2 protein-coding genes are annotated in these 1,747 nt (G+C 67.4%); both read right to left on the bottom strand.

Going from position 1 to position 1,747, the window contains the following annotated elements:
* Window positions 1–98: 98 nt before the first annotated feature.
* Window positions 99–293, bottom strand: coding sequence for a hypothetical protein (locus tag ASE86_RS06435; RefSeq protein ID WP_056423794.1), 195 nt, complete (start codon window positions 291–293; stop codon window positions 99–101).
* Complete coding sequence (gene murC, locus ASE86_RS06430; protein ID WP_056423792.1) at window positions 290–1,708, bottom strand: UDP-N-acetylmuramate--L-alanine ligase; 1,419 nt, start codon at window positions 1,706–1,708, stop codon at window positions 290–292. The genes ASE86_RS06435 and murC overlap by 4 nt, the downstream gene beginning before the upstream one ends.
* Window positions 1,709–1,747 lie beyond the last annotated feature (39 nt).

The raw sequence follows: 1,747 nt of genomic DNA, 5'->3' as shown, positions 1-1,747 counted from the left end.
GCCCCTCTCCGCGAAGGAAGCACAATGAGGTGCCCCCCCTCCACCACCGGCTTCGCGAGCGGTCCCCCTCCCCGTGCCGGGGAGGATTTGGGTTTGACTCACTTCCAGCCCCACAATTTCGCCCAGGCCTGGAACGCCTTCACATTCGCCTCGGCCGCCTTCTGCGTCACGTCCTGCGCGGCCGCGACCTGCTTGCCGGCGTCGAGCATCTTCTGCGCGGCATCCATCTGCGCCTTTTGCGCCAGCAGGATCTCGCGTTGCATGTCGACCGCGATCGAGAAGAAGTCGCTCATGTCCGTTTTCCTTCGATCGCCGCGGCGAGACCTGCCGCCCATTTGGTGATGTCGCCGGCACCCAGACAGATGACCTGATCGCCCGCCGCCAGGTCGCCCGCCAGCACGCCCGCCAGATCTTCAGCATCCGCGACCGTCGCCGCCTGGCGGTGCCCGCGACGCTTCAGCCCCTCGACCAGCGCGTCGGCATCGACGCCCTCGATCGGCGTTTCGCCCGCGGCATAGACCGGGGTCACGTAGACCGCGTCGGCGTCGTTGAACGCGCCCTGGAAGTCGTCCATCAGGTTGCCGAGCCGCGAGAACCGGTGCGGCTGGACGACCGCGATCACGCGGCCCTGCGCGCTTTCGCGAGCCGCCGACAGCACCGCGCGGATTTCGACCGGGTGGTGGCCGTAATCGTCGACGATCGTCGCTGCCCCGGAGCCGAACGGCACCTCGCCGACCTTGGTGAAGCGGCGCTTGACGCCGGTGAAGCGCTCGAAGCCCTTGCTGATCGTCGCATCGTCGATGCCGAGTTCCAGCGCCACACCGATCGCGGCCAGCGCGTTCTGAACGTTGTGACGCCCCGGCATCGGCAGTTCGATCCCCTCGATCGAGCGGACCGATCCGTCGCGCTGGCGGACCTGCGCTTCGAACCGGTTACCGCCGGGAAACGGGGTCACGTTGACGCCGCGCACGTCCGCGCTGGCCGCGAAACCGTAGGTGACGATCCGCCGGTCGCGGACGCGCGGGATCAGCGCCTGGACCTCCGGATGGTCGAGACAGAGCAGCGCCGCGCCATAGAAGGGGACGTTCTCGACGAATTCGACATACGCATCCTTGGCCCGCTCGAAGCTGCCGTAATGGTCGAGGTGTTCGGGATCGATGTTCGTTACGACCGCGATGGTGCCGTCCAGACGCAGGAAGCTGCCGTCGCTCTCGTCCGCCTCGACCACCATCCAGTCGCTCGCGCCCAGACGTGCGTTGGAGCCATAGCTATTGATGATCCCGCCGTTAATGACGGTCGGATCGACCCCACCTGCATCGAGCAGTGCGGCGACCATGCTGGTCGTGGTGGTCTTGCCGTGCGTCCCCGCGACTGCGACGGTCGATTTCAGCCGCATGAGTTCGGCGAGCATTTCCGCGCGGCGAACGACCGGGATGCGGTTGGAGAGCGCCGCCTCGACTTCCGGGTTACCGCGCTTGACCGCGGTCGAGGTCACGACGACCGCGGCGTCGGTCACGTTCGCCGCGGCATGGCCGATCGTGACGGTGATCCCGCGTTTCCGCAGGCCCTCGATCACATAGCCCTCGGCGACGTCGCTGCCCTGCACCTGGTAGCCCAGGTTATGCATCACTTCCGCGATGCCCGACATGCCGATGCCGCCGATGCCGACGAAGTGGATGGTGCCGATATCGGTCGCGACGCCTTTCACAGCGTGATCCTCCCCGGGACGGGGAGGGGGACCGCCGCG

The sequence above is a fragment of the Sphingomonas sp. Leaf33 genome, from assembly GCF_001421785.1.
In the GTDB taxonomy this organism is placed as follows: Bacteria; Pseudomonadota; Alphaproteobacteria; order Sphingomonadales; family Sphingomonadaceae; genus Sphingomonas.
The sequence above is the reverse complement of the archived record's forward strand: the minus strand, read 5'-3'. Positions and strand labels throughout refer to the sequence as shown.